Source organism: Methylomonas albis, assembly GCF_014850955.1.
Lineage (GTDB): Bacteria > Pseudomonadota > Gammaproteobacteria > Methylococcales > Methylomonadaceae > Methylomonas > Methylomonas albis.
Map to the genome: position 1 here is coordinate 321,681 of NZ_JACXSS010000001.1, position 25,094 is coordinate 346,774.

The window sequence follows — 25,094 nt, forward strand, 5'->3', positions numbered from 1 at the left end:
GGTCAATAGTTTCATCTGTTTGTGCTGCTTAATTTTCGTTCGTCGTTTAGTAATTCAATGACGGGCGCAGTGTTCGGTCGAATACCTCTCCAGAGATAAAAAGCTTCCGCGGCCTGTTCCACTAGCATGCCTAGGCCGTCCAGGCTGTGAGTCGCATTGTTGGCTAGGCCCCACTTCACAAATGCGGTCACCTGGTTGGCGTAAGCCAGGTCGTAGCAGCTGCCGCCTGCGCTCAACAACGCTGGGGGCAAGGGTGGCAAATCGCCGCTGAGGCTAGCCGACGTGGCATTGATGATCAAATCGAATTGTTGATCGATCAAGCTAGCGTAATCGCAAGTTTGCACCGGGCCCAGCGCTGCGAAATCTGTGGCAATAGCTTGGGCTTTGCCTACATTTCGATTGACGATTACCAATGCCGATGGCTTTTGCTCCAACAGGGGGGGCACAATGCCGCGCGTCGCGCCGCCGGCCCCCAATATGAGAATCCTGACTCCCTTCAGCGCTATGCAGTGGTTGACGATCAAGTCGTTCAGTAAGCCTGTACCGTCGGTGTTGTCGCCCAAAATGCTGCCATCCGCTTGGCAGACTAAAGTATTGACTGCTTTTGCCAGACGCGCGCGTTCTGTCAGTTGGTGGGCATATTGCCAAGCCAGCTCTTTGAGCGGAACGGTGCAATTCAGACCTTTGCCGCCTTCGGCGAAAAAATGGTTTGTCGCTACTGTAAAGGTATCTGCTGGCACCTCTTGGGCGGAATAGTCCATGAGTTGGCTGGTTTGATCGGCAAATAACTTATGGATGCGAGGTGATTTGCTGTGGCTGATCGGCTGGCCGAACACCGCATAATATTCAATTTTCATCGTTGTTAGTGTATTTGCTGCGCCAATATCCCTGTAGGAAAGCGCGGGCTATCATTGCGCACCCAGTTCGGTATTGGCATAAAGTTCAAAGTTCTCGATCATGCCCGGGTACTTTTGTGTAGTTATTGTTGTTTTAGCCACTGGGCGGCGGATTTAGCGTAATAAGTCAGTATTGCATCGCAGCCGGCACGCTTGAATGCCAGCAGGGATTCCATTACCACTTGTTGTTCGTCCAGCCAGCCGTTTTGCGAGGCGGCTTTCAGCATTGCGTATTCGCCGCTGACTTGATAGGCAAACGTGGGCACACCGAATTGTTCCTTGGCCCGGCGGATAATGTCCAAATAAGGCATGCCGGGTTTGATCATGATCATATCGGCGCCTTCTCTCAAGTCCAGGGCAATTTCCCGCAAGGCTTCATCCGAATTGGCCGGATCCATTTGATAGCTGTATTTATTACCACCGCCCAGATTGCCGGCCGAGCCGACCGCATCGCGGAAGGGGCCGTAGAAACTGGAGGCGTATTTCGCGGAATAGGCCAGAATTCGGGTGTTGATATGACCATGCGCTTCTAGTGTGGTTCTGATTGCCCCGATACGGCCATCCATCATATCGGATGGTGCGACGATGTCGGCGCCGGCTTCAGCATGCGACAAAGCCTGTTTACAGAGGACTTCAACGGTTTCGTCGTTGACTACGTAGCCTTGGTCGTTCAGCAGGCCATCCTGGCCGTGTGCGGTAAAAGGGTCCAAGGCCACATCGGTGATCACACCCAATTCCGGCAGCGCGTCTTTCAAGGCACGTACGCAGCGTTGCGCCAATCCGTCAGGGTTGTAAGCTTCTTCCGCACTTAAGGATTTTTTGTTCGGATTAGCCACGGGGAATAGAGCAATCGCTGGAACGCCTAGGTTTAATAATGTTTCTGCTTCCTTCAGCAGCAGGTCGATGGATAACCGGTTTACGCCTGGCATGGACGCGACTGTTTCTTGTTTTTTATCGCCCTCGATAACGAATAGCGGGCAAATTAAATCGTCGCAGCTTAAGCGATTTTCCCGCATCAGTCGTCTGGAAAATGCCTGGTAACGCATTCGGCGCATCCGGGTGGCTGGGAAAAAGTCTTTAGGGTGTGACATCTCTTCCATAGTAATATAATAAGGTACTTGCTGGCCCGATGGGTTGGCTGGAATCTGGAGCCGGGTTAGCGCTTCAGCCTTTATTTTAGCAGTGTATCGAATGAAGGCGGTTGAAATTAGCCGGCGATACCTTTTTGAGATGGTTTTTATGAATGTCAAACGTCATATGCATTTTATATTTGTAGTGGTTTTTAGCTTGTTCGCCGGAATGTTTTTGTCCTTGCCCGCTGCTGCGGCCGATTTGAGCGAGCCGCAGCGTGCTATTGAGGATGCGTCCAACAAATTGAAGCAACGCTTGCAGGATCCGGCTTTTCCGCATGACTTCCAAAAAATTAATGCTTTCGTACAGGAAGTGATTTATCCGAATGTGGATTTCGATCTGATTTCTTCGCTGGTGTTGGGGAAAATGTGGAAGGATGCTTCTCCTGCCGAAAAAGATAGTTTTAAAAAAGAGTTTCAGGTTTTGTTGATCAGAACGTATTCCAGGGCTTTTTTTGAATTTAAAGATTGGTCCGTGCGGTTTTTGCCGATTACGCCGGAAGAAGACGAAAGAAAAGTATTGATCAAAACTGAAGTGTTACAACCCGGTTTGCAGCCTATCGCCGTTAACTATCGGATGTTGAATGTAAAAGGCCAATGGAAAGCCTATGACATCATGATTGAAGGGGTCAGCTTGGTGACTAACTATCGCACCAGCTTCAAAAATGAAGTGGAGCGCACTGGCTCGCTGCAAGAGGTCATCAACCAATTAGCCAAACGCAATACCGAAGCGTTAAGTAACAAGAACAATTCATAAGTTTATCCCTTCTTAATGTTCTTGGCTGTGCTGTTTAGGCCGGCCGGGAACTATCATCAGTATGCAATCCGCTAAAGATTCTCTTTACGCCAGTCCACTGGGCGAAATCAGTGCATTTAGCTTCGACGAAGCTGTCGTCAAAGTCTTTCCGGACATGATCCGGCGCTCGGTTCCCGGTTACAGCACCATCATCTCGGCAATCGGTTTATTGGCGGCGCGCTTTGCCAAAGAAGATAGTGTTTGCTACGACTTGGGCTGTTCGTTGGGTGCAGCGACCCTGGCTATGCGCCAGCAAATCTCGATTAAGAATTGTCGGATCGTAGCGGTGGATTGTTCAACGGCAATGGTCGAGCAATGTCGGCAAAATCTGTCGGCTGCGCCCGGCGGAGTCGATATAGACATTTTATGTGCCGATATTCGCGATGTCGCGATTAGTAATGCTTCGGTGGTTGTGCTGAATTTTACGTTGCAGTTTATTCCATTGGCTGACCGGCAGGCTTTTTTGGCTACGATCTATCGGGGACTACTACCGGGTGGGATTTTGATTTTGTCTGAAAAGCTGGCATTCGACGATGTCCGGCAACAGGCTCTTCAGATCGATATGCATCACTTATTCAAAAAAGCGCAAGGCTATAGCGAGCTGGAAATCAGCCAAAAGCGCAGCGCACTAGAAAACGTGCTGATTCCGGAAACCTTTGCCGCGCATCAACAGCGCTTGAAAACGGCGGGGTTCGCCAGCGCGGAAGTCTGGTTTCAGTATTTCAACTTCGCTTCAATGATTGCATTGAAATGACGCTATACCAAGGTCTTTATCGAGCCTTGGCGGCGGCCGGTGACGAAGTCTGGGTAAGCCGTTTGCCTGGACAATTGGCAGCCGCTTTCGCGGACTCGTCGCACGGCGATCTAAAGCGCTGGCAACAGGCAATAGACGATTTGCCGGACTTGACTCGCTCGAATGTCGATTTGTTGGAGAGCGTCAGAATAGGTCATGCAGAGGATATTTCCGAAGAGATACGGGCCGGTTTGCGCGAGCAATTGCAGCAGCTACATCCTTGGCGGAAAGGGCCTTATCGGATATTTGGCATCGATATCGATACCGAATGGCGCTCGGATTGGAAATGGGATAGGGTGAAAGACCAGATTGCGCCGCTTCGGAATCGACTGGTGTTGGATGTCGGTTGCGGCAATGGCTATCATTGTTGGCGCATGCTCGGTGCAGGAGCGAGATTGGTGATTGGCATTGATCCCACGTTGCTCAGTGTGATGCAGTTCCATGCTATCCGTAAGCTACATGGCGAAGCGCCGGTTTATCTGTTGCCGCTGGGGATTGAAGATGTGCCGCCGAACCTGGGCTTGTTCGATACGGTGTTTTCGATGGGAGTGTTGTATCACCGTCGTTCGCCTATTGATCATTTACTGGAGCTGAAAGCTTGTTTGCGCGCGGGTGGTGAATTGATTTTGGAAACGCTGGTAATTGAAGGCGATGCCGGGCAAGTGTTGGTGCCTGAGGGGCGATATGCACAAATGCGTAATGTTTGGTTTTTGCCGAGCTGCGCAGCGTTGATGTTATGGATGCGCCGTTGCGGTTTTAAAAATATTCGCTTGGCGGATGTTGCCAAGACCTCCGTCGACGAGCAGCGTAGTACTGAGTGGATGCGGTTTCATTCCTTGGCGGATTTTCTCGATCCAAAGTCTCCCGATTTGACTTGCGAAGGCTTGCCGGCACCGGTTCGTGCGGTAATTATGGCTAGCGTCGAATAATCAGTGGATTTTTGTTTATGGATTGTAAAATTTAAAGAACGATCTAAGCTTTCCTAGTCTGTAAGATCAGCCGATAATGCGTGCGCTGATTGGTCTAGGCGTTCTTTATTAATTCATTTCGGAGAAAATCCATGAAAAAGTTGTTTATGCTTTTAATGCTGTGTTCTTTTGCCGTTTTAGCCGAGCCAATCAATATCAACCAAGCCGATGCCGAAGCTATTTCCAAGGCTCTGACGGGTATAGGTCCGAAGAAGGCCGAAGCCGTGGTTCAATACCGTAAGGAACATGGCGAGTTTAAGACCTTGAAAGATTTGGAAAATGTCTCCGGCATCGGGGAGAAAACCGCCAAACAGAATGAAAAGAATATCCTGTTTGGCGATCCGGCTCCCGCTGCTGCGGTGAAAACCGATAAGCCTGAGACGCCGGAAAAACCTCAAGAAGTTAAAAAACCAAAATAACGCAACTGAGTTGGCGTGCTTGTGTTTGGTGCGCCAGCTCTCTGAGTCTGTTTCTGTGGCGAGTCTATTTTGAGATTGCTAAAGTTATATGCCCGTCGTACCCTCATTAATGCTCGGGTGTAACGTTTATCGGTAAAAATGCTGCCCGAGTTTAGCCAAACGTCGAACCGTTCCAGCCCCAGAAGTCAGGTGGGCAGTCACTGAATTCGATATAAATCCGATCCTGAGGTATGGAAAGACGGGTGTTTAGCAGTTGGCATATTGATGTGGACAAACTTTTAGCCTGGCTGTGGCTCAAACCGATACTTTTGCATTCCAGATAGGCTAAGGGGGTTTCGCTGCCGGCAAACAACATGGTGTTGTTTTCTGAAAGGTAGATCATTACATAGCGTTCCGGTTTGCCGGTTTCTTTGGACAGAAGCTGCGATAGCTCGCTTAGCATTGTTGATTTCTGTTCGGCGTCTAACGTAATGTTGGTATTCAGCTTTAAAAAAGGCATGTTCAGTCTCCAGTCTAGGGTGGAAGGGTTGTTGTCCAGCGTTCAATAATTCGGTATTCAATGCCGTTGGCACCCGCGCAGGATTCTACCAAGCAAAATCCGTCGGAATGCCAAATAACGGGTGAGAAACCTATATCGATTACCGAATAGGCTTTTTTTACCAGCGTGACATGTGGCGTAAATGGCCTATCTTCGACGGCAATTCCTTGTTGTTTCGCAATGTTGACCAAGTTTTCGTGCAATTTAGAAAGGTTTTGATCGAATTGGCTGGCGGTTAGGCACAGCACTGCCGGCTTTTTCCAGAAGCTCAGGTGATCAAATTTCAGCGTGGTTGGCGAGGCTGGTATTTGTGAGGCCTCTCTTGTGACGGCAGCTTGCTGTTCGGGAGAGGTTCGCCCTAAAAACAACAGTGTGACATGTAAATTTGCCGGGGTAACCGGTTTCCCGGAGCTATTCAGTTTGCCGGTCAAAGTCGCGCATTGTTGTCTTATGTGTAGTTCTGGCCATAAGGCAAAAAAGAGACGTTTCATGTTGCATTTCCCCTGTTGCTCTTCGCTGGCAATATGACTTTTGACGGTAGGATCAAAAGTTTTGATTGGGGCGCCTACAACTGGCTACTAAGTCATTGGTTTTTGCTATCAACTAGTTTGTTGTCACGAGGATTGATAGTCCACCAAAAAAATATCCAGATTTATCAGTTTGTAACGTGCGAATTCTAAAATTGAAAATCAATTTTGCCCGGTTTGCCGGCTAGTTTTGTTCATCCTAAGGTTTAGATGCGGAATAGTCTAGTAAGGATTTGTCCCTTCTGTCTGTAAGCAGCGCAGAGTTGCTAAGCATTGACATATATCCCATTTCTATCTTACAGTTACAAATGCATCACACGTACGTGACAAGCCTAGCGGGTTGTGGCAATTTGCAAGAATCGGCTATTACTAAAAATTAAAACTTTCGGAGCACATCACATGGCAAGACCATTAATTCAAATGGCGTTGGACTCACTGGATTTCAACCAAACCGTTGCGTTGGCAGATCAAGTAGCACCTTATGTCGACATTTTCGAAATCGGCACCCCTTGCATTAAATACAACGGTATCAACCTGGTTAAAGAACTGAGACAACGTTTCCCAGACAAGTTGTTGTTGGTTGACTTGAAAACCATGGACGCAGGCGAATACGAAGCCGGTGCTTTCTACGCTGCTGGTGCGGATATCTGCACCGTATTGGGCGTATCCGGTTTGGCCACTATCGCCGGCGTTATCAAAGCCGCGAAACAACACGGTGCAGAAACTCAAATCGACTTGATCAATGTTGCCGACAAAGCAGATTGCGCTAGAGAGTCCGTCAAATTAGGCGCGCAAATCGTCGGTATTCACACCGGTCTGGATGCTCAAGCAGCTGGCCACACTCCGTTTACCGATCTGAACGACATCGCTCGTTTGGGTCTGGGCGTTCGCATCTCTGTTGCCGGCGGTATTAAACAAGCCACTGTGCAACAAGTGGTTGAAGCCGGCGCGAACATCATCGTTGTTGGTGCGGCTATCTACGGCGCGCCTTCACCTGCTGAAGCGGCTCGTGAAATCCGTGAACTGGTTGACGCAGCGGCGGTATAAGTCATGCATCAGCAGTTAATTATTGACAAAATTTCAGGGATTCTGGAAGCGACACCCGATTCGCATGACAAAACTCTGGTCGACATGCTGGATCAAGCCAAGCGCATTTTTATATCGGGCGCTGGCCGTTCAAAGCTGGTCGGCAATTTCTTTGCCATGCGTTTGATGCATGGCGGCTATGAGGTTAGCGTTGTTGGTGAAATCGTTACGCCGAGTATCAAAGCTGGCGATTTGTTGATCATTATCTCTGGCTCTGGCGAGACCGAGCAGCTGATTGCCTTCACTAAAAAGGCTAAAGAAGTCGGCGCAAAAATTGTGCTGATTTCGGCTAAAGACGATTCAACTATTGGCGACATGGCTGATGTCACTTTGCAAGTTGGCAGATCGGAGCAGTACGGTAAAGTCAAAGGCATGCCGATGGGTACTGTATTTGAGCTCTCTACCTTGTTTTTCCTGGAGGCGACAATTTCGCATGTAATCCACGATAAAGGTATTGCAGAAGAAGAAATGAGATCAAGACACGCCAACTTGGAATAACTTAGCGTGTAAACCTGTGATCGGAGCAATTCGGTCACAGGTTTTTTACATTATATTCGGGTGTCAAGGCGATACCGATTCCAGCAGTCTGAACGAGAGTGTGGTTTTGGTCTTCCTTGTATTTACCAGCCTCAGCCAGAGTGATGTTTGAGAAATCGAATGTCGCAACTAAAATAACAAAATAAAAAGGAGACCAACATGCCTTCGCGCCGAGACTTAGCGAACGCCATCCGCGCACTTAGCATGGACGCCGTACAGAAAGCCAACTCAGGCCACCCTGGTGCGCCGATGGGGATGGCTGACATCGCAGAAGTATTGTGGAACGATTTTCTGCAACACAACCCCAGTAACCCTAAATGGCCCAACCGCGACCGCTTCATCCTGTCCAACGGTCATGGTTCCATGCTGATTTATTCCTTGCTGCATTTGGCCGGCTACAATCTGCCTATTGAAGAACTGCAACAGTTCCGCCAACTGCACTCGCAAACCCCAGGCCACCCTGAATACGGCTACACCGACGGTGTCGAAACCACCACCGGTCCCCTGGGACAAGGCATCACCAATGCCGTGGGTTTCGCCTTGGCGGAACGTACTCTGGCCGGCCAATTCAACCGTCCCGGCCACGACATCGTCGACCACCATACCTACGTCTTCCTGGGTGACGGTTGCTTGATGGAAGGTATTTCTCACGAAGCCTGCTCATTGGCCGGCTCCATGAAACTGGGCAAACTGATCGCCTTCTACGACGACAACAACATCTCTATCGATGGTGAAGTGCGTGGTCACGGCAATGTCAGTGGTTGGTTCCTGGACGACACCCCAAAACGTTTCGAAGCCTATGGCTGGCACGTCATTCCTAAAGTGGATGGCCACGACGCCGAGGCAGTGAAAGCCGCTATCGAAGCCGCCAAAAAAGTCACCGACAAACCGACCATCATCTGCTGCCAAACCACCATCGGCTTCGGTTCGCCGAACAAACAAGGCAAAGAAGAATGCCACGGTGCCGCCTTGGGCGAAGCGGAAATTGCACTCACCCGTGAAAACCTGGGTTGGCCGCATGCCCCGTTCGAGATTCCTGCCGACATCAAAGCCGGTTGGGATGGCAATGCCAAAGGTGCCAAACTCGAAAGCGACTGGAACGCCAAATTCGCGGCTTACCAGGCTGCACATCCGGCACTGGCTGCCGAATTTGACCGTCGCGTCGTCAAAGGCCAACTGCCTGCCGACTGGGCCGAAAAATCCAACGCCTTCATCGCAGAGGTCAATGCCAAAGGCGAAACCATCGCCAGCCGCAAAGCCTCACAAAACACCCTGAACGGCTTTGGCCCCTTGCTGCCGGAACTGCTGGGCGGCTCCGCCGACTTGGCTGGCTCCAACCTGACCCTGTGGTCCGGTTGCAAAGACGTCAACGCCGCCGGACACGATGGCAACTACATCTACTACGGTGTGCGTGAATTCGGCATGTCCGCCATCATGAACGGCCTTGTTTTGCACGGCGGCTTCAAACCCTACGGCGCCACCTTCCTGATGTTCAGCGAATACGCCCGTAACGCCCTGCGCATGGCCGCATTGATGAAAATCCCGACCATCTTCGTCTACACCCACGACTCAATCGGCCTAGGCGAAGACGGCCCGACCCACCAACCCGTCGAACAAACCGCCACCCTGCGCATGATCCCCAACATGCAAGTCTGGCGTCCGTGCGATGCAGTGGAATCGGCCGTGAGCTGGAAAGCTGCCATCGAACGTCAAGACGGCCCCAGCACCCTGATCTTCTCCCGTCAAAACCTGCCGCACGTGGCTCGCAGCCAAGCGCAGATTGACGCGATCAGCCGAGGTGGCTACATCCTGAAAGACAGTGACGGCGCACCGGAAGCGATCATCATCGCCACCGGCTCCGAAGTCGAATTGGCGATCAAAGCTGCCGAAGCGCTCACCGCGAAAGGCAAAAAAATCCGCGTGGTTTCCCTGCCGTCGACCAACGTCTTCGAAGCCCAAGAGCAAGCCTACAAAGACAGCGTGTTGCCGCCTAGCGTGACCAAGCGTGTCGTGGTAGAAGCGGGTGTGACCGACAGCTGGTGGAAATATGCCGGCAGCGCGGGTAGAGTCATAGGATTGGACCGTTTCGGCGAATCGGCCCCGGCAGGTCAACTCTTCAAAGAGTTCGGCTTCACCGTGGACAATGTCGTCGCTAATGTGGAAGCCGTTCTTTAATTTTGTAAACATTAGGTGAGGCTTGGATTGAATGATCGAGGCCTCACGTTTCTAACAGCATAGGTGATAGACGTGAAAAGAAATGAATTAACGAAAGGCGTGATGGCAGCTCTACTGCTGACCAGTTCCTTAGCTATGGCGGGAGCGGATTATCCGGCGGCCGATTATCAGCCAAAGGTGCTTTATTCCAATCCTGAATATAACGACACTAAAGCTGCACCAGCTGCAGCGCCCGTGGCAAAACCGGCTGCAAAAGAAGTTGAAGCCGACCCAGCGTTTCCGGCAACTAATTTCCAACCTAAGGTGCTGTATAGCGATGCCGATTACAAGCACAGCGCAGCAGCGCCAAGTGCGGATCAAGCGTCAAAATCATCCGCCTCTGCAACTTCCGCAGAAGCAGCTGTAGACGTTATACAAACAGAAAAAGCCGCTTCTTCTGATTTTTCCTATATTGGCTTGGCGCTGTTGGCAGTAGCTGGATTTTTTATCTACAATAAAAAATCGCCTAAAAAAGCCAAAGCTTCCTCAGCAGATGCTTACCTAGCGGTATCTGGTGCAACTGGTGTGGAAAAATATCTGGAAAAAATGGGCGCGAACAAAACCGGTGTTGCTAAATATTTGGAAAAGCAAGACTCCAATCCTGCAACAGGTGTTGCTAAATACATGGCAAAACAAATCGTAAGAGACAGAGAAGCGGCAGCTGCGAAAGCGACTGGCGTGGAAAAGTATTTGCGCGATAAAGGTTAATAACATCTGATTTCTGATGCTGATCGCTGGAACTTAAGGGTTAAGCATTAACTCTCACCCGGCAGATTCAAGCAATCGCCACTTCGTATGTTTTAAAGCGTGCTTTTCGGCTTTGAATATATGCCAAGTGGCGATTCAGTCTGGTCAATCTAACTAAAAATTGAGTTTCATCACCAGGGACTCTTTTGCAATCAATCTCCTGCAAGAATTGCTGAACATCATTTGCTTGTAAAGCTCGGTTCAAACAAGGGGGAAAAATTAATAACAAATCTGAGGATAATCCTATGGCAAAAAATTTACTAGAACAACTCCGTGAAGTGACTGTCGTTGTTGCCGATACCGGCGATATTCAAGCGATCGAAACATTTAAACCGCGCGATGCAACCACTAATCCCTCTTTAATTACCGCAGCTGCGCAAATGCCGCAATACCAAGGTATTGTTGATGACACTTTGAAAGGTGCGCGCGCAACTTTAGGTGTAGCTGCATCCGCAGCGGAAGTTGTAACGCTGGCGTTTGATCGCTTGGCTGTATCTTTCGGTTTGAAAATTTTGGAAATTATTGAAGGCCGTGTATCAACAGAAGTTGATGCCCGTTTGTCTTACGATACCGAAGGCACCATTGCTAAAGGCCGTGATCTGATCAAACAATATGAAGCTGCTGGAATTACCAAAGAGCGCGTACTGATCAAAATCGCTGCAACATGGGAAGGTATCCAAGCTGCTGCTGTGTTGGAAAAAGAAGGCATTCACACCAACCTGACCTTGTTGTTCGGCTTGCATCAAGCAATCGCCTGCGCGGAAAACGGCATTACGCTAATTTCGCCATTCGTTGGTCGTATTCTGGATTGGTACAAAAAAGACAGCGGCCGCGATTCCTATGCGCCTACTGAAGATCCAGGCGTATTGTCAGTAACTGAAATCTACAACTACTACAAAAAATTCGGTTACAAAACCGAAGTAATGGGTGCAAGCTTCAGAAACCTCGGTGAAATCACCGAATTGGCGGGTAGTGATCTGTTAACTATTGCTCCATCGTTATTGGCTGAATTGCAATCCGTTGAAGGCGATCTGCCGCGTAAATTGGATCCAGCTAATGCAGCGACAGCTACGATCGAAAAAATCACTGTCGACAAAGCGACTTTTGATCGTATGCACGAAGAAAATCGCATGGCAAAAGAAAAATTGGCGGAAGGTATCGACGGTTTTGCTAAAGCGTTGGAAGCCTTGGAAAAGTTGTTGTCAGAGCGTTTGGCTAGTTTGGAAGCTTAAAAAGATAGCTGGCAGCGATTTTTTGTCGTTGCCAGCGTTCCATTACGAATTTCTCGGGTTGCGTGTTTATTGAGTAATCCGATTCATAAGCAGGATTTATGGCATGTCTCAGAAAATATTAGATGTTGTTAAGCCCGGTGTCGTAACCGGTGAAGATGTACAAAAAGTCTTTGCAATTTGCAAAGAAAATAAATTTGCGCTACCTGCTGTGAATGTGATCAGCACCGATACCATTAACTCGGTATTGGAAGCGGCTGCAAAAGCCAAATCGCCTGTGGTTATTCAGTTTTCCAATGGTGGCGCGGCATTTGTTGCTGGTAAGGGGCTGAAGCTCGAAGGTCAAGGCTGCTCCATCGTTGGCGCAATTTCCGGTGCCCACCATGTTCATGCTCTGGCGGAACATTACGGCGTGCCTGTTATTTTGCATACCGACCATGCTGCGAAAAAATTGCTTCCATGGATAGACGGTATGTTGGATGCGGGTGAAAAACACTTTGCTGCGACTGGTAAACCATTGTTTAGCTCGCACATGTTGGATTTGTCCGAAGAAAGTTTGGAAGAAAACATCGAAATCTGCGGTAAATACCTGGAGCGTATGTCCAAAATGGGCATGACGCTGGAAATCGAATTGGGCTGCACCGGCGGTGAAGAAGACGGCGTCGACAACAGCGGTATGGATCACTCTGCTCTGTATACCCAACCAGAAGATGTTGCTTATGCTTATGAACAACTGAGCAAAAGCAGTCACAGATTCACTATTGCTGCGTCATTCGGTAATGTCCATGGCGTTTACTCTCCAGGTAACGTTAAACTGACGCCCACTATTCTGGCTAACTCGCAAAAGTACGTTTCGGAAAAATTCGGTTTGCCGCAAAACTCATTGAACTTCGTGTTCCATGGCGGCTCGGGTTCTTCTGCAGCAGAGATTAAAGAGTCTATCAGCTACGGCGTCATTAAAATGAACATCGATACCGACACCCAATGGGCCTCCTGGGCTGGTGTGATGGAGTTTTACAAGAAAAACGAAGCTTATTTGCAAGGCCAAATCGGGAATCCGGAAGGTGCCGATAAACCGAACAAAAAATACTATGATCCACGTGTTTGGCAACGTGCCGGTCAAGTTGGTATGGTGACTCGTTTAGAGCAAGCGTTCCAAGAGTTAAACGCTGTTAACTCGCTGTAATACTGTGATAAAGCTGCAAGGGCCGCTAGGCCCTTGCAGTCCTTTCTGTAAAGTGTTTGCAATCTGAGTCAAAAGATTGACTTAAGAGCTACAATCCCTCTAGGTATTTTTTGAATACCTGAACTCCGCTTTTTTGCCTAACTGCTTTCAAGTGACGGCTATACTGTTATTCTAAAACGATGTTTTTTCTTGTATGATCGAACCCAGCTGTTTTTAGGCCAGCTGTCGGATTGGACGTAAATATTTTGGCGCGTGTTGTGCTTTAAAAATCAAAAGGTGGAAAATGGCAGAAGCCCAAGGGAAAGACGAAGGTAAGAAGTCTTCCAAAAAGATGATCGTAATCATTGTTGCGGTTGTGCTGGTTTTGGCGGGTGCGGGAGGTGGGGCTTATTTTTTTATGAATAAGCCAGCCGACGCGGAGCATAAGGAAGGAGGCGATGCCAAGCATGGGAAGGAAGAGCACAAGGAGGAAGCTGCACACGAAGAAGATGCCGACCACGAAAAAGTCGCTGAGCCTGATATTTATTACGACTTACCGGCGCCGTTACTGGTCAATTTTCCCGCTGGCTCGGGTGCCAAAGTTATCAGAATATCCTTGACGATACTGACGCAAGGTGAGGCGAGCGTAGCTGCAATGAAAAAACATGAGCCCATGATACGTAATAATTTATTGATGGCCATCAGTGCGATTGGTGCGGAGAAAGCGAAAACCTTGGCAGGAAAGCAAGAACTAAAAGCCATGATGCAGGCAGAAATTGGCAAGGTTTTGGAAAAAATGGCCGGTAAAAATACCGTTAAAGATGTGTATTTCACTGAATTTGTAATGCAATAAATGTCAACCGCCGATCTATTATCACAAGACGAAATTGATGCGCTACTGCATGGCGTGGACGACGGCGACGTCGATACAGGGGATGACGACGAATATAGTCGAGGCTCGGCTAGAAGCTATGACTTTAATAGTCAGGAACGGATTGTTCGCGGGCGGATGCCCACCCTGGAAATGGTTAACGAGCGCTTTGCTCGTCATTTTCGGATTGCTTTATTTAATTTTTTAAGGCGTGCTGCGGAAATCTCTGTTTCCGGGATTCAGGTGCAGAAGTTTTCCGAATTTATTCAAGGCTTATTCGTGCCGACTAATTTGAATGTCATTCGGATGTCGCCATTACGCGGACGAGCACTAATCGTGATGGAGCCACGTTTGGTTTTTACCGCAGTAGATAATTTTTTCGGTGGCGGCGGCCAATTTTACAACAAGGTTGAAGGTCGGGAATTTACACCGACAGAAATGCGCATTATTCGGCTGATTATCGACATGATCTTCAAAGATCTGGCCGAAGCCTGGAAACCGGTGATGGATATTGATTTTGAATACATCAATTCAGAAGTCAACCCGCAGTTTGCCAACATCGTCAGTCCATCCGAAATTGTGGTGATTTCCACTATCCATGTGGAACTGGAAGGCGGCGGCGGCGATATTAATATCGCTATGCCTTATTCCATGATTGAGCCCATTAGAGAGCTCCTGGATGCGGTGACCAGTGATCGCGGTGAAGTCGATGGTCGCTGGCAAGACGCGTTACGGGTTGAAATTATGCGTAGCGAAGTGATAGTTAACAGTAAGCTGATAGAAAAAGAAATGTCTATCAGCGAAGTCATTGAACTAAAGAAAGGCGATGTAATTCCTATAGAAATGCCGGACACGGTATTGTTGGAAGTTGAAAATGTGCCGGTTTTTCGGGGCAAGTTGGGGCTTTCCGATGGTAACTACGCCATCGAAATTACAGAAAAAATGACGCTGGATAATATTTAACAGCAGGGAAGGTTAAGCATGAGTGAAAACGACGATATCGGCGACGATTGGGCTGCAGCAATGAACGAACAGGCTGATGCTGAAGCCGATTGGGGGGACGCGTTAAAAGAACAGGCAAATGCCACCAAAGGTTCTTCGCAAGGTTTTGCTGCTGCGGAGTTTCCGGAGTTTAACGACCAAAAGTCCAAAAATAGCGGCCCCAGCAGCGATGAAGTTAAGCTGGACGTGATTCTAGATGTGCCGGTAACAGTGTCGCTGGAGATCGGCCGAACCAAAATTAATATCCGAAATTTGTTGCAGCTAAACCAGGGCTCGGTGGTGGAACTGGATCGTTTTGCGGGTGAACCCATGGACGTTTTGGTAAACGGTACTTTAGTCGCTCACGGTGAAGTAGTGGTGGTCAACGACAAGTTTGGTATTCGGCTGACCGACATTATCAGTCCGTCGGAACGGGTGAGAAAGCTCGGCTGATGTCCGTATCTCGCCTAGCTACCCAAATTACGTCGGTATTAATTGCACCTATTGCATGGGCTGACGAAGCCGCTACGCTGCCCAGACAGACCGCAAAAGTAGTCACTTCTGGGGATGTCGCACAGTGGGTGTTAGCTTTGTTATTGGTATTGGCGCTATTTTTTCTGTCGGTGTGGCTATTGCGCAAAAGTGGCAGTTTGGCTTTTGTCGGTAAAAGTCAGTTGGCGGTGTTGGCTGGATTGTCTTTGGGTATGCGCGAGAAATTGGTGTTGGTTAAAGTTGGCGAGAAACAACTATTATTAGGTGTTAGTGGCGGACGTATCGATAAACTGCTCGAACTTGAGGGCGATCAGCGTTTGTTTATGAATAGCGCAGCGAGCCAGGAAACCAACGTATTTGCCAAGAAATTGCTGCAAGTTATGCAGGGTAAGCACCATGATTAAGTCGATCTCTTCTTGCCTGATACTGATAGGTTTAATGTGGTTGCCGGAAACGGTTTCCGCCGCAGTAGGCATCGATGCGATTACGGTCACCAGCAACCCTAAAGGTGGCGAAACCTACACGGTCACCATCCAAATTTTAGCGTTAATGACCATGCTGACCTTGCTGCCGGCATTGTTGTTATCGATGACTTCGTTTACTCGGATCATGATTGTATTGGGCTTGCTGCGCCAAGCCATAGGTGCCGCGCAAGCGCCAAGCAATCAAGTGTTGTTGGGGCTATCTCTATTTCTAACTATTTTCATCATGATGCCGGTGTTGGAAAAGGTTAACGAAACCGCCGTGCAGCCGTATATGGAAGAAAAAATCGACGCCGTGACCGCTTTGCAAAAAGCCTCGGAACCGTTCAAGCAGTTTATGCTCAAGCAAACCCGCGAGGCGGATTTGGATACCTTTGTGCGCATCTCTGGCCGTGAGCAAATTGACAAGCCGGAAGATGTGCCGTTTTCCTTGTTGGTGCCGGCTTATGTGACTAGCGAACTGAAAACCGCTTTTCAGATAGGATTTCTGATTTTCCTGCCGTTCCTGGTTATCGATCTGGTGGTAGCCAGTGTATTGATGTCCATGGGTATGATGATGCTGTCGCCGATGATCGTGTCCTTGCCGTTCAAGATTATGCTGTTTGTGCTGGCGGACGGCTGGACCATGGTGATGGAAATGCTGGCAGCCAGCTTTTACGTATAGGCCAAGTCGATGATGACACCGGAAACCATCTCGGCAATAGCCCAGGACACCGTATTGATTTCCCTGAAATTAATGGGGCCCATCCTGATTGCATCCTTGGTTGTTGGTTTGCTGGTGTCCATGTTCCAGGCTGCGACCTCGATTCAAGAACAGACTCTGACCTTTATCCCTAAATTGGCAACTATTATCGCGGTATTGATGATAGCCGGTCCCGGCATGTTGCAAATGCTCATCGATTATTTCCAAGATTTGATGCGCGATATTCCTACGCTAATAGGATGAACTTCGGCGAAGACGAGCTACTGCGGTATCTTGCTTCGTTTGTCTGGCCATTCTTTCGCATCAGTTCCATGTTTATCACCGTGCCGGTTTTTAGTGTCAAAGCGGTGCCGGCCAAAGTACGATTAATCGCCAGCCTATTAATTACCTGGGTAATTATGCCAACCTTGCCGGCAATGCCGGATGTTGAAATGTTTGGCTATCAAGGGATTATGGTAGCTGTACAGCAGGTCGCCTTAGGTCTGACCACCGGATTTATCCTGCAGATGGTATTTTCCATTATGTTGTTTGCCGGACAGACAATTGCTTACAGCATGGGTTTGGGCTTTGCATCCATGGTCGATCCGGCAACTGGCGTGCAAGTGCCTGTGATTGCTCAGCTATTTGTGATTAGCGGCAGCTTCTTGTTTTTAGCGGTGGATGGCCATTTATTGCTGATAGAGATGCTGGCACAAAGCTTCCACACCTTGCCGGTGGGCAATATTGGTATGGATAAAGCCGACTTGTGGCGGATCATCAGCTGGAGCAGTCTGATATTTGCTGATGGCTTGCTACTTTCCATGCCAGTGATGGCTACGCTGCTATTCGTTAACATTAGCTTTGGTGTGGCATCCAAAGCTGCGCCGCAGCTGCAGATATTCGGTGTCGGCTTTCCGATCACCATCATGCTGGGCATGGGTTTAATCTGGATTGGTCTGCCCACCATGCTGGAAGGCTTTAGCGATATGTTGCACGGCGGCTTCGCGTTGGTCGGTGAATTACTGAGGTTGCAATAAATGGCTGAAGATTCCGGGCAAGACAAAACCGAAGACCCCACAGGTAAGCGACTTACCGACTCGCGTCAAAAAGGTCAGGTCCCACGTTCCAAAGAGTTAAATACTTTTGTAACGCTGATGACAAGTTCCATCTTGTTTTTTTATGTCGGTCAAGGCATGTGGCAAGATTTGCTGGAGATGATGAAGCGTGAATTCCGGCTATCTCGTGAAGAAATATTCGATCCGACCACGCTGTTAATCTATTTGAAATCAGCGCTTGCCGACGGGCTTTCGGTGATACTGCCGTTTTTGGCGGTATTGGTTGTCGCCGATTTGCTCGCAGCTATCTTATTGGGTGGCTGGAATTTTACTAGCGAGGGCTTCGAACCCAAATTTTCCAAACTCAATCCGCTGACCGGGATAAAAAAAATCATCGGTATTCAAGGCGTGGTCGAACTGATCAAGGCCATTATAAAAACCATATTGGTCTCCATTGTTTCCTGGAATTTGTTCAAACTGTATTTCGACGATTTTATGGGCCTGAGCCGCTTGCCTATCGATCAGGCTATCCATCACGTTGGCGATATTATTTCGTTCTGTTTAGTGATTTTAAGTGCCACCTTTTTATTGTTGGTGATGCTGGATGCGCCTTATCAATTGTGGAATCATCAGCGCCAATTGAAAATGACCAAGCAGGAAGTGCGCGATGAAGCCAAGGATCAGGAGGGTAATCCCGAGGTCAAAGGCAAAATTCGCAGGATGCAGATGGAAGCTGCGCAGCGGCGGATGATGGATGCGGTGCCTAGCGCTGACGTTATCGTCACCAATCCCACCCATTTTGCGGTAGCCTTAAAATACGATCAAAGTGGGAATGGCGCGCCCTTGCTGGTTGCGAAAGGTACCGATTTGGTTGCCGCGCAGATCAGGCAGTTGGCAATGGCTTCGCAAGTACCTTTGGTCGCAGCGCCTTCGCTGGCCAGGGCTTTGTACTATTCCACCGATCTGAATCAGGAAATACCGCGCGGCTTATTTTTGGCTGTCGCCCAGGTATTGGCCTATGTTTTTCAATTACGGGCGTCCTCGCAATACGGTTGGAACAAGCCGGTTCCACCCGCCGATGTGCAAGTTCCCGACGACTTTAAGCAATAGCCAGGTATCGAGCTGAATTATGGATTTTACGAAAATACTCAACGCGTTGAAGGCACTGAATGGGCTAGGTTTGGGTGCGCCGCTGTTGATTATCATGTTGCTGGCATTGTTGATTTTGCCGCTGCCGCCGTTTGCACTGGATCTGTTTTTTACCTTCAATATCGCGTTTTCGCTGATTATCTTGCTGGTGGTGATTTACACCCTCAAACCGCTGGAGTTCGCGTCCTTTCCCACCGTGATTCTGGTAGCAACCTTGTTGCGGCTGTCCCTGAACGTGGCATCCACCCGGGTCGTGTTGATTCGCGGCCATGAAGGCGGTGACGCCGCGGGCAAAGTAATCGAAGCCTTCGGTTCTTTTGTAATCGGCGGCAATTTTGCGGTGGGCATCGTGGTGTTTGCCATTTTGGTGATCATCAATTTTATGGTGGTGACCAAGGGTGCCGGCCGGGTGGCGGAAGTTAGCGCCCGTTTCACCTTGGACGCGATGCCGGGCAAGCAGATGGCTATCGATGCCGATTTGAACTCCGGCTTGATCAATCAGGACGAGGCCCGCGCTCGCCGCGAGGAAGTGGCGGCGGAAGCCGATTTCTACGGTTCGATGGATGGTGCCAGTAAATTCGTGCGTGGTGACGCGGTAGCCGGCATCATCATTTTGTTCGTGAATATGATCGGTGGTTTGGCGATAGGCGTGGGCCAACATGGTATGAGCTTTGCCGACGCCGCCAATGTTTACGTGTTGCTGACTATCGGCGACGGGTTAGTGGCGCAGATTCCATCCTTATTATTATCGGTTGCCGCTGCGATGGTGGTCACGCGTGTCCGGGGTAGCAAGCAGGACATCGGCAAGCAGCTGAGTTCGCAACTGTTCGAAGATCCTCGCACTCTGCTGGTTACTGCGGTGGTAATGGGCATCTTGGGCATCATTCCCGGTATGCCCAATCTGGTGTTTATCTTGCTGGCGCTGATATTGGTCGGTGGGGCGTATTTGATCGATAGGCGCCATAAGTTGGAGGAAGAAAAAGCCTTGGAAATGGAGCGCATAGTGTCGCCGCAGCAACTGGCTAAAACCGAGATCAAGGAATTGGGTTGGGATGATGTAATGCCGGTCGATGCGATCGGTCTGGAAGTCGGGTATCGCCTGATTCCACTGGTGGACAGAAATCAGGGCGGCCAATTGATGATGCGTATCAAGGGTGTGCGCAAGAAGTTATCGCAAGAGTTGGGCTTTCTAATTCCTTCGGTACATATTCGCGATAACCTGGATTTGTCGCCTACCGAATATCGGATTTCCTTGATGGGGGTGAGCGTTGGCGAAGCCAACATCATGCCCGAAAAAGAAATGGCAATTAATCCCGGGCGGGTGTTTGGCACATTGCAAGGCGCGCCTTGTAAGGATCCTGCCTTCGGTTTGGATGCGATCTGGATTGATGCCAATCAAAAAGACCAGGCGCAAACTTTGGGATATACCGTAGTTGATCCCAGTACTGTGGTGGCCACACATCTCAGCCATATTCTGCAAAGCAATGCGCACGAATTGTTTGGTTACGAAGAGGCGCAACAGCTGTTGGATAATTTAACTAAGGTGGCACCGAAGCTGGTCGAAGATCTGGTGCCAAAAACCTTGCCCTTGGGTATTTTGGTCAAGGTTCTGCAAAATCTGCTGCAAGAGCGGGTTTCGATTCGCGATTTACGGACTATCGCCGAAACTTTGGCGGAGTACGGGGTGAAGAGTCAAGATCCGGACATCTTGACCTCAGCGGTGCGGGCGGCGTTAGGGCGTTCAATTGTCCATGAAATCAATGGGGTACAAACAGAGATCCCGGTGATTACCTTGGATCCTGGATTGGAACAGATATTGCATAGGTCATTGCAGACGGCTGGCGAAGGTGGTGCGGGTTTAGAACCGGGCTTGGCTGAGCAGATGCACAAATCCCTGGAGGAAAGTGCGCAAAGGATGGAAATGGAAGGACAGACGGCGGTGTTGTTGGTGTCTTCTTATATTCGTCCCTGGTTGGCTCGCTTCGTTCGTCATTCGATATCCGGTTTACATGTGCTGGCCTATAATGAAATCCCGCAAGATCGGCAGATCAGGGTGGTTTCCACAGTGGGACAGCGTGGACAATAAAACAGAGGTTGCGCGATGAAAATTAAACGCTTTTTTGCAGCAGACATACGGCAGGCCATGCGCATGGTCAAAGAAGAATTGGGTGCCGAAGCAGTGATTATGTCCAACCGTTCGGTGGATGGCGGCGTGGAAATTGTTGCAGCCCGTGACTTTGACGAGCAGGTCATTCATAAAAATCTCAAACAGCGCGAAGACGAAAAATTGCCGCCCAATGAAGTTAAAAAAGTTGATTTACCGGATCTCGAAGCCGATAGAAAATCCTTGCATGTGTTGAGCAGTGCCAGAAAACGCGGTGTTGAAGGTAGCATTCCGGAAAATCCTATCCGTCGCAATTTGGATCAATACGTCGGTTATGCTGAAAAACTACAGGTTGGGCATAACAACGCACAGAAAATCTCTGAAAAAGTTCGGCAGGTCGAAAAGCCTGCGTGGGCGAGTGCCGATCCAAAAATTAAACCGTTGACCGAGCCTCGGCCGGTTCAAGCGCACAACGGCGACAAATTTATCGACGAAATGCGTGCGGAAATGAAAGAACTACGGACCATGTTGGACAGCAAGCTGTCGAATATCGTGATGCAAATGCCGCAACACGGCCTACCTTTGCACGACGATTTACGCGACCGGATGCTGGAGTGCGGCTTCTCAAAAAACCTGGCAGGGAAGATAGCCAACCGGCTGGGTAGTCATAAGCAATTTGATATGGCCATCGGCAAAGCTCAGGACATGTTGGCCAAGCTGGTGCCAATCGCCGACGACAAGCTATTGGATCATGGTGGTATCGCTGCATTGGTTGGCTCGACCGGCGTGGGTAAAACCACGACAGTCGCTAAGCTGGCCGCGCAGTTTATTTTAAAACACGGCTCACGGCAGATCGCGTTGATCACCACTGACAATTATCGGATTGGTGCTCACGAGCAAATCAATACTTACGGCAGAATCCTGGATGTGCCGGTCAGAGTCGCAGGCGATGCCGAGGAATTGCGTCGGCATATCAATAGTTTTTCCGACAAGCGCCTGATTTTGATAGACACCGCCGGTATGAGCCAGCGCGACATGCGCTTGGTCGAACAATTGAAAACCTTGCAACACGGCGATTTGCCTATACGCTCGTATTTGGTGATGTCCGCAACCACTCAATACAAGGCAATGCTGGAAATTATGGACGCGTTCCGGATACTCGAACCACAAGCGACTATACTAACCAAGTTTGATGAGGCAGTTAGCAAAGGTACCGCGTTGTCGGCGATTATCGAGCGGCGCATGCCATTGTCATTTGTCACTGATGGTCAGCAGGTTCCGGAAGATATTTATTTACCCGATGCCGATGCGTTGATTCAGCAGTGTATGGAAAATGTCGATCAAGACCAAGGCTATGGTGACGATGTGAATGTTGAAGACTGGATGGCGGAAAGCCATGCATAAGTCATTCGATCAGGCAGCTGGAATAAGACAAATGAGACATATGAAACCGGTGCGAGTAATCGCGGTAACAAGTGGCAAGGGCGGGGTTGGTAAGACCAATCTTTCCGTGAATATCGGCGTGGCGCTATCCAAGATGGGTAGGCGAGTGGCGATACTCGATGCCGACATGGGCTTGGCCAATGTTGATATTTTGCTGGGCATGTTTCCCGAATTCAATTTGTCGCATGTATTGAGCGGCGAAAAAAGCTTGAAGGAGATCATGATGACCGGGCCTTCCGGGCTAAAAATCATCCCGGCTTCATCAGGTATTCAGCGGATGTCTGATTTGTCGAGTATCGAGCAAGCCGGCGTAATAAGAGCTTTTAGCGAAATCGACCGAGAGTTGGATGTATTGATAGTCGATACTGCCGCCGGTATTTCGGCAAGTGTGGTGAATTTTGCTCGCGCTTGTCAGGAAATAATTGTGGTGGTTTGTGACGAGCCGACTTCATTGGCCGATGCTTATGCTTATATTAAGTTGTTGAACAGAGATTACGGGCTTAACAGTTTTCACATTATTACGAATATGGTGCAATCTGCCGAGCATGGGCAGGCCTTGTTTAATAAGCTTAGTAAGGTTACCGACCGTTATTTGGACGTGGCCTTGCATTTCGTCGGCGCGGTGCCGCAGGACGAATATTTGAAAAAGTCCGTGCAAAAACAAACGCCGGTGGTGGAAGCATTCCCGCAAAGTAAAGCGGCACTAGCCATTAAGAATTTGGCACGGAAGATCGACAGCTGGCCCATCAAGCCCAAAGCGGGCGGCTACCTGGAGTTTTTTGTCGAGCGGATGATTCAGTTCAGCGCGAAAGAGGATGTTGCATGAGCGGAGCGGCAATGTATGCTGCCGTGCAGGCTGGAAATGTTGATGCCTTAGTCATCCAACATGCGCCGCTGGTAAAACGCATTGCCTACCACTTAATGGGCCGGCTACCCGATACGGTGCAGCTCGATGATTTGATTCAATCCGGTATGCTGGGTTTGCTGGAAGCGCTGAAACATTATGACGCAGGCCAGGGTGCCAGCTTCGATACTTACGCCGGTATCCGTATCCGCGGGGCCATGCTTGACGAATTGCGCCGTTCCGATTGGACGCCGCGTTCGGTACATAAGAAAGCCCGGATGGTGGCAGAGGCGATGCGTGAGGTCGAGAACCAATTGGGACGCGACGCCAAAGATACCGAAGTAGCCGGGCATATGGGTATAGGCCTGAATGAATACCATCATATTTTGCAGGACGCGGTGTCTTGCAAAACCTTTAGCGTCGAAGAATTGGTGCAGGGCGAAGACAGCGTTATAGATGATGTACGCGGCAATCAGCAGCCGGAAGATGTGCTGATCCAACAGAATTTTCAAAAAGCCCTGACCAAGGCGATTTCGGAATTACCGGAACGCGAGCGCTTAGTTATATCGCTTTATTACGACGAAGAGCTGAATTTGCGCGAGATTGGCAAGGTGCTCGATGTCAGCGAATCGCGGGTTAGCCAAATTTGTAGTCAGGCGATGTTGCGTTTACGCGCTAGACTTGCGGATTGGGCCGAAGGGAAAGATAATAAAAAGTGCTGCTAATGTGTGGTTATTGCAGGAGTTTTTCGCAGTTATTAGTGACATTTTAGTGGTTTCTTAACGATAAAGTAATCTGGGTGGAGATTATCCTTGGATAAAAATATGCGTATTCTGGTTGTCGATGACTTTTCGACAATGCGGAGAATAGTAAAAAACCTATTGAAAGATCTGGGTTTTACCAACACCGTGGAAGCGGACGACGGTAAAACCGCGCTGCCTATTTTGGAAAAAGGCGGCATCGATTTTTTAATCACCGACTGGAATATGCCTGGCATGACCGGCATTGATTTGTTGAAGGCCGTCAGATCTAATCCTGGCTTAGCCAACTTACCCGTGCTAATGGTTACTGCCGAGGCCAAGCGTGAGCAAATCATTATGGCCGCGCAAGCCGGTGTAAACGGATATGTTATCAAGCCTTTTACCGCTGCTACTCTTAAAGAGAAAATCGAAAAGATTTTTGAGCGCATCGACGGTTAAAACTCAGGGAGATTAATATGAATAGTGATCTACTGAGTTTGGCCCGGGAGTTGGTTGCAGCATTGGAAAAATGCGATGACGCAGCTGCCGACGAAATTCTCGATCAAGTGGCGGGCTTGAGAGAGTCCCAATTATTTAAAGAAATTGGCCGCCTGACCCGGCAACTGCACGACACCATGGTTAGTTTCTCTGTGGATTCCAAGATAACCGCCATGGCGGAGCACGATATTCCGGATGCCAAGGAGCGCCTGCATTACGTTATAGCAATGACCGAACAGGCGGCGGATCAGACTTTAACTGCAGTTGAAGAATTGTTGCCGGTAGCTGATGAGCTGAGCGGGCAGGTCAATCAATTGTCGGCGCAATGGAATCGCTTTTTGGATCGGGAGATGCCGTTCGACGAGTTCAAGGCGATGAGCACGGACCTTAGTCAATATTTTGAGCAGTCGCGAGTGTCGCTGGACAGAATCCAGGCGGGTTTGAGCGATATATTGATGGCGCAAGGGTTTCAAGACATTACCGGACAGATCATCCGCCGAGTTATCGATTTGGTGCAGGATCTCGAAGGCAGCATGGTTAATCTGATCAAAATTTCCAGTCGCAAAGTCACGCCAAGCAGCGGTGCGGCCTTACAGCCCGAAGTGCCCGGGCCTGTTGTACCCGGAGTTGATGATAGAGATGGCGATGTCGCTACCAGCCAAGTCGATGTCGATGATTTGCTGTCTAGTCTAGGGTTCTGAGGAAAAC

The 25,094-nt window shown here is 49.3% G+C and carries 28 protein-coding genes; 24 read left to right on the forward strand and 4 right to left on the reverse strand.

Going from position 1 to position 25,094, the window contains the following annotated elements; genetic code table 11:
- Positions 1–11: 11 nt before the first annotated feature.
- On the reverse strand, positions 12–857 hold the full coding sequence (gene aroE, locus EBA_RS01465) for a shikimate dehydrogenase (RefSeq protein ID WP_192372555.1): 846 nt from the start codon (positions 855–857) through the stop codon (positions 12–14).
- Positions 858–979: 122 nt separating this feature from the next.
- Positions 980–1,996, reverse strand: coding sequence for a porphobilinogen synthase (gene hemB, locus EBA_RS01470; RefSeq protein ID WP_192372557.1), 1,017 nt, complete (start codon positions 1,994–1,996; stop codon positions 980–982).
- Between the two features lie 139 nt (positions 1,997–2,135).
- Between hemB and EBA_RS01475 the strand changes: the two genes are divergently transcribed.
- From EBA_RS01475 to EBA_RS01490, 4 genes are all read left to right on the forward strand, one after another.
- Positions 2,136–2,783, forward strand: a complete 648-nt coding sequence (locus EBA_RS01475) for an MlaC/ttg2D family ABC transporter substrate-binding protein (RefSeq protein WP_225615838.1) — start codon at positions 2,136–2,138, stop codon at positions 2,781–2,783.
- 61 nt (positions 2,784–2,844) lie between these two features.
- A complete protein-coding gene (gene cmoA, locus EBA_RS01480; RefSeq protein WP_192372561.1) occupies positions 2,845–3,576 on the forward strand; it encodes a carboxy-S-adenosyl-L-methionine synthase CmoA in 732 nt (243 codons plus the stop codon).
- Entirely contained in the window at positions 3,573–4,544 is a 972-nt protein-coding gene (cmoB, locus tag EBA_RS01485; RefSeq protein ID WP_192372563.1) for a tRNA 5-methoxyuridine(34)/uridine 5-oxyacetic acid(34) synthase CmoB, read from the forward strand. The genes cmoA and cmoB overlap by 4 nt, the downstream gene beginning before the upstream one ends.
- A gap of 131 nt (positions 4,545–4,675) precedes the next feature.
- A complete protein-coding gene (locus EBA_RS01490) occupies positions 4,676–5,002 on the forward strand; it encodes a ComEA family DNA-binding protein (protein WP_192372565.1) in 327 nt (108 codons plus the stop codon).
- Positions 5,003–5,153: 151 nt separating this feature from the next.
- Here EBA_RS01490 and EBA_RS01495 read toward each other — a convergent pair whose 3' ends face one another.
- Both EBA_RS01495 and thpR read right to left on the reverse strand, forming a co-directional pair.
- Positions 5,154–5,501, reverse strand: a complete 348-nt coding sequence (locus EBA_RS01495; RefSeq protein WP_192372567.1) for a phenylpyruvate tautomerase MIF-related protein — start codon at positions 5,499–5,501, stop codon at positions 5,154–5,156.
- Between the two features lie 14 nt (positions 5,502–5,515).
- Entirely contained in the window at positions 5,516–6,031 is a 516-nt protein-coding gene (gene thpR / locus EBA_RS01500; RefSeq protein WP_192372569.1) for an RNA 2',3'-cyclic phosphodiesterase, read from the reverse strand.
- Between the two features lie 435 nt (positions 6,032–6,466).
- Here thpR and hxlA point away from each other — a divergent pair, with 435 nt between their 5' ends.
- The 20 genes from hxlA to EBA_RS01600 all read left to right on the forward strand — a co-directional run bounded on the left by hxlA (position 6,467) and on the right by EBA_RS01600 (position 25,087).
- On the forward strand, positions 6,467–7,114 hold the full coding sequence (hxlA, locus tag EBA_RS01505; RefSeq protein WP_192372571.1) for a 3-hexulose-6-phosphate synthase: 648 nt from the start codon (positions 6,467–6,469) through the stop codon (positions 7,112–7,114).
- A gap of 3 nt (positions 7,115–7,117) precedes the next feature.
- Complete coding sequence (hxlB, locus tag EBA_RS01510; protein ID WP_192372573.1) at positions 7,118–7,651, forward strand: 6-phospho-3-hexuloisomerase; 534 nt, start codon at positions 7,118–7,120, stop codon at positions 7,649–7,651.
- A 198-nt stretch (positions 7,652–7,849) separates the two neighbouring features.
- The gene (gene tkt / locus EBA_RS01515; protein ID WP_192372575.1) at positions 7,850–9,865 is read left to right on the forward strand and encodes a transketolase; all 2,016 of its coding nucleotides are present in this window, start codon (positions 7,850–7,852) and stop codon (positions 9,863–9,865) included.
- A gap of 72 nt (positions 9,866–9,937) precedes the next feature.
- Entirely contained in the window at positions 9,938–10,612 is a 675-nt protein-coding gene (locus tag EBA_RS01520; protein ID WP_229427818.1) for a hypothetical protein, read from the forward strand.
- Positions 10,613–10,896: 284 nt separating this feature from the next.
- Complete coding sequence (locus tag EBA_RS01525; protein WP_192372577.1) at positions 10,897–11,883, forward strand: transaldolase; 987 nt, start codon at positions 10,897–10,899, stop codon at positions 11,881–11,883.
- 103 nt (positions 11,884–11,986) lie between these two features.
- A complete protein-coding gene (fbaA, locus tag EBA_RS01530; protein WP_192372579.1) occupies positions 11,987–13,066 on the forward strand; it encodes a class II fructose-bisphosphate aldolase in 1,080 nt (359 codons plus the stop codon).
- A gap of 283 nt (positions 13,067–13,349) precedes the next feature.
- Positions 13,350–13,898 (forward strand): flagellar basal body-associated FliL family protein, encoded by a 549-nt coding sequence (locus EBA_RS01535; RefSeq protein ID WP_192372581.1) that lies wholly within the window; start codon positions 13,350–13,352, stop codon positions 13,896–13,898.
- Complete coding sequence (fliM, locus tag EBA_RS01540; protein WP_192372583.1) at positions 13,899–14,879, forward strand: flagellar motor switch protein FliM; 981 nt, start codon at positions 13,899–13,901, stop codon at positions 14,877–14,879.
- A gap of 18 nt (positions 14,880–14,897) precedes the next feature.
- Entirely contained in the window at positions 14,898–15,350 is a 453-nt protein-coding gene (gene fliN, locus EBA_RS01545; protein WP_192372585.1) for a flagellar motor switch protein FliN, read from the forward strand.
- Positions 15,350–15,793: a flagellar biosynthetic protein FliO gene (gene fliO / locus EBA_RS01550; RefSeq protein ID WP_192372587.1), complete on the forward strand. Its 444-nt coding sequence runs from the start codon at positions 15,350–15,352 to the stop codon at positions 15,791–15,793. Before fliN ends, fliO begins: the two co-directional genes overlap by 1 nt.
- Before the next feature lie 34 nt (positions 15,794–15,827).
- Positions 15,828–16,535, forward strand: coding sequence for a flagellar type III secretion system pore protein FliP (gene fliP, locus EBA_RS01555; RefSeq protein ID WP_407663594.1), 708 nt, complete (start codon positions 15,828–15,830; stop codon positions 16,533–16,535).
- 9 nt (positions 16,536–16,544) lie between these two features.
- Positions 16,545–16,817 (forward strand): flagellar biosynthesis protein FliQ, encoded by a 273-nt coding sequence (fliQ, locus tag EBA_RS01560; protein ID WP_020483676.1) that lies wholly within the window; start codon positions 16,545–16,547, stop codon positions 16,815–16,817.
- On the forward strand, positions 16,814–17,590 hold the full coding sequence (gene fliR, locus EBA_RS01565; RefSeq protein WP_192372591.1) for a flagellar biosynthetic protein FliR: 777 nt from the start codon (positions 16,814–16,816) through the stop codon (positions 17,588–17,590). Before fliQ ends, fliR begins: the two co-directional genes overlap by 4 nt.
- The gene (flhB, locus tag EBA_RS01570; RefSeq protein ID WP_192372593.1) at positions 17,591–18,718 is read left to right on the forward strand and encodes a flagellar biosynthesis protein FlhB; all 1,128 of its coding nucleotides are present in this window, start codon (positions 17,591–17,593) and stop codon (positions 18,716–18,718) included.
- 19 nt (positions 18,719–18,737) lie between these two features.
- Positions 18,738–20,843: a flagellar biosynthesis protein FlhA gene (gene flhA / locus EBA_RS01575; protein WP_192372596.1), complete on the forward strand. Its 2,106-nt coding sequence runs from the start codon at positions 18,738–18,740 to the stop codon at positions 20,841–20,843.
- A gap of 15 nt (positions 20,844–20,858) precedes the next feature.
- Positions 20,859–22,265, forward strand: coding sequence for a flagellar biosynthesis protein FlhF (gene flhF, locus EBA_RS01580; RefSeq protein WP_192372598.1), 1,407 nt, complete (start codon positions 20,859–20,861; stop codon positions 22,263–22,265).
- Between the two features lie 31 nt (positions 22,266–22,296).
- Positions 22,297–23,130 carry a MinD/ParA family protein gene (locus tag EBA_RS01585; RefSeq protein ID WP_223146633.1) on the forward strand — a complete coding sequence of 278 codons (834 nt, stop codon included), beginning with the start codon at positions 22,297–22,299 and terminating at the stop codon, positions 23,128–23,130.
- A complete protein-coding gene (locus EBA_RS01590) occupies positions 23,127–23,873 on the forward strand; it encodes an RNA polymerase sigma factor FliA (protein ID WP_225615840.1) in 747 nt (248 codons plus the stop codon). The genes EBA_RS01585 and EBA_RS01590 overlap by 4 nt, the downstream gene beginning before the upstream one ends.
- 87 nt (positions 23,874–23,960) lie before the next feature.
- The gene (cheY, locus tag EBA_RS01595; protein WP_192372600.1) at positions 23,961–24,347 is read left to right on the forward strand and encodes a chemotaxis response regulator CheY; all 387 of its coding nucleotides are present in this window, start codon (positions 23,961–23,963) and stop codon (positions 24,345–24,347) included.
- 17 nt (positions 24,348–24,364) lie between these two features.
- Entirely contained in the window at positions 24,365–25,087 is a 723-nt protein-coding gene (locus EBA_RS01600; RefSeq protein ID WP_192372602.1) for a protein phosphatase CheZ, read from the forward strand.
- Positions 25,088–25,094: the final 7 nt, after the last annotated feature.

Excerpts from the sequence above, each read along its gene's own strand:
- aroE (WP_192372555.1), bottom strand. The coding sequence starts at position 857 with ATGAAAATTGAATATTATGCGGTGTTCGGCCAGCCGATCAGCCACAGC.
- hemB (WP_192372557.1), bottom strand. The coding sequence starts at position 1,996 with ATGGAAGAGATGTCACACCCTAAAGACTTTTTCCCAGCCACCCGGATG.
- EBA_RS01475 (WP_225615838.1), top strand. The coding sequence starts at position 2,136 with ATGAATGTCAAACGTCATATGCATTTTATATTTGTAGTGGTTTTTAGC.
- cmoA (WP_192372561.1), top strand. The coding sequence starts at position 2,845 with ATGCAATCCGCTAAAGATTCTCTTTACGCCAGTCCACTGGGCGAAATC.
- cmoB (WP_192372563.1), top strand. The coding sequence starts at position 3,573 with ATGACGCTATACCAAGGTCTTTATCGAGCCTTGGCGGCGGCCGGTGAC.
- EBA_RS01490 (WP_192372565.1), top strand. The coding sequence starts at position 4,676 with ATGAAAAAGTTGTTTATGCTTTTAATGCTGTGTTCTTTTGCCGTTTTA.
- EBA_RS01495 (WP_192372567.1), bottom strand. The coding sequence starts at position 5,501 with ATGCCTTTTTTAAAGCTGAATACCAACATTACGTTAGACGCCGAACAG.
- thpR (WP_192372569.1), bottom strand. The coding sequence starts at position 6,031 with ATGAAACGTCTCTTTTTTGCCTTATGGCCAGAACTACACATAAGACAA.
- hxlA (WP_192372571.1), top strand. The coding sequence starts at position 6,467 with ATGGCAAGACCATTAATTCAAATGGCGTTGGACTCACTGGATTTCAAC.
- hxlB (WP_192372573.1), top strand. The coding sequence starts at position 7,118 with ATGCATCAGCAGTTAATTATTGACAAAATTTCAGGGATTCTGGAAGCG.
- tkt (WP_192372575.1), top strand. The coding sequence starts at position 7,850 with ATGCCTTCGCGCCGAGACTTAGCGAACGCCATCCGCGCACTTAGCATG.
- EBA_RS01525 (WP_192372577.1), top strand. The coding sequence starts at position 10,897 with ATGGCAAAAAATTTACTAGAACAACTCCGTGAAGTGACTGTCGTTGTT.
- fbaA (WP_192372579.1), top strand. The coding sequence starts at position 11,987 with ATGTCTCAGAAAATATTAGATGTTGTTAAGCCCGGTGTCGTAACCGGT.
- EBA_RS01535 (WP_192372581.1), top strand. The coding sequence starts at position 13,350 with ATGGCAGAAGCCCAAGGGAAAGACGAAGGTAAGAAGTCTTCCAAAAAG.
- fliM (WP_192372583.1), top strand. The coding sequence starts at position 13,899 with ATGTCAACCGCCGATCTATTATCACAAGACGAAATTGATGCGCTACTG.
- fliN (WP_192372585.1), top strand. The coding sequence starts at position 14,898 with ATGAGTGAAAACGACGATATCGGCGACGATTGGGCTGCAGCAATGAAC.
- fliO (WP_192372587.1), top strand. The coding sequence starts at position 15,350 with ATGTCCGTATCTCGCCTAGCTACCCAAATTACGTCGGTATTAATTGCA.
- fliP (WP_407663594.1), top strand. The coding sequence starts at position 15,828 with ATGTGGTTGCCGGAAACGGTTTCCGCCGCAGTAGGCATCGATGCGATT.
- fliQ (WP_020483676.1), top strand. The coding sequence starts at position 16,545 with ATGATGACACCGGAAACCATCTCGGCAATAGCCCAGGACACCGTATTG.
- fliR (WP_192372591.1), top strand. The coding sequence starts at position 16,814 with ATGAACTTCGGCGAAGACGAGCTACTGCGGTATCTTGCTTCGTTTGTC.
- flhB (WP_192372593.1), top strand. The coding sequence starts at position 17,591 with ATGGCTGAAGATTCCGGGCAAGACAAAACCGAAGACCCCACAGGTAAG.
- flhA (WP_192372596.1), top strand. The coding sequence starts at position 18,738 with ATGGATTTTACGAAAATACTCAACGCGTTGAAGGCACTGAATGGGCTA.
- flhF (WP_192372598.1), top strand. The coding sequence starts at position 20,859 with ATGAAAATTAAACGCTTTTTTGCAGCAGACATACGGCAGGCCATGCGC.
- EBA_RS01585 (WP_223146633.1), top strand. The coding sequence starts at position 22,297 with ATGAGACATATGAAACCGGTGCGAGTAATCGCGGTAACAAGTGGCAAG.
- EBA_RS01590 (WP_225615840.1), top strand. The coding sequence starts at position 23,127 with ATGAGCGGAGCGGCAATGTATGCTGCCGTGCAGGCTGGAAATGTTGAT.
- EBA_RS01600 (WP_192372602.1), top strand. The coding sequence starts at position 24,365 with ATGAATAGTGATCTACTGAGTTTGGCCCGGGAGTTGGTTGCAGCATTG.